1 protein-coding gene is annotated in these 790 nt (G+C 75.8%); it reads left to right on the top strand.

Features of this window, described 5'->3' with window-relative positions:
• On the top strand, positions 1-720 hold a 720-nt coding region (locus tag KN815_RS49425; protein WP_216348244.1), incomplete at its 5' end, for an FAD-dependent oxidoreductase.
• Positions 721-790: the final 70 nt, after the last annotated feature.

The following is a 790-nucleotide window of genomic DNA, read 5'->3' as shown; positions in this document are numbered from 1 at the left end:
GCCGTCGCCCGGGGGCTCGGCACGGAGGTGACGCTGCTGGAACCGGCGCCGGTGCCGCTGGCCCCGGCCGTCGGCGAACGGGTCGGCCGGGTGCTCGCCCAGGCCCACCACGACCACGGCGTCGATCTGCGTACCGGCGTCATGGTGGCCGAGGTGGCCGACGGCGGGGTGCGGCTGGCGGACGGCACGCTGGTCGAGGCCGATGAGGTGCTGGTCGCGATCGGCTCGGTGCCCAACACCGGCTGGCTGGAGGGCAGTGGCCTCACCCTGGGCGACGGCCTGGAGTGCGACGAGTACAGCGCCGCCGCGCCGGATGTGTACGGCGCGGGGGACGTGGCCCGCTGGCACAACCCGCTGTTCGGCACGGCGATGCGGATCGAGCACCGGACCAACGCCACCGAGCAGGGCATGGCCGTGGCCCGCAACCTCCTCCGCCCGGACGAGCGGCGGCCGTTCGCCCCGGTGCCGTACTTCTGGTCGGACCAGTACGACCTCCGGATCCAGGCCCATGGCCATCTGCGCGGCCATGAGGAGGTCGCGATCGTGGAGGGCGCCCTGGAGGAACGGAAGTTCCTGGCCGTCTACCGCCGCGGGGACCGGGTGACCGGTGTGCTGGCCGTCGGGATGCCCCCGAAGGCGATCCGCACCTGGCGGCAGGCGGTCGCGAGGCGGGCCGCGTGGCGGGACGCGGTGGGAGAACTGGTGCCGGAGGGGGCATAGCGGGTCGGGGCTGCGACCCGCGGCTGCGGGCCGGGGCCCCTGCGGCGCGGCTACCGTCCGCGGCCCGGGC

Origin of the sequence: Streptomyces niphimycinicus (assembly GCF_018883605.1) — a bacterium.
Classification (GTDB): Bacteria; Actinomycetota; Actinomycetes; order Streptomycetales; family Streptomycetaceae; genus Streptomyces; species Streptomyces niphimycinicus.
This window is presented reverse-complemented; position numbering and strand designations above follow the sequence as displayed.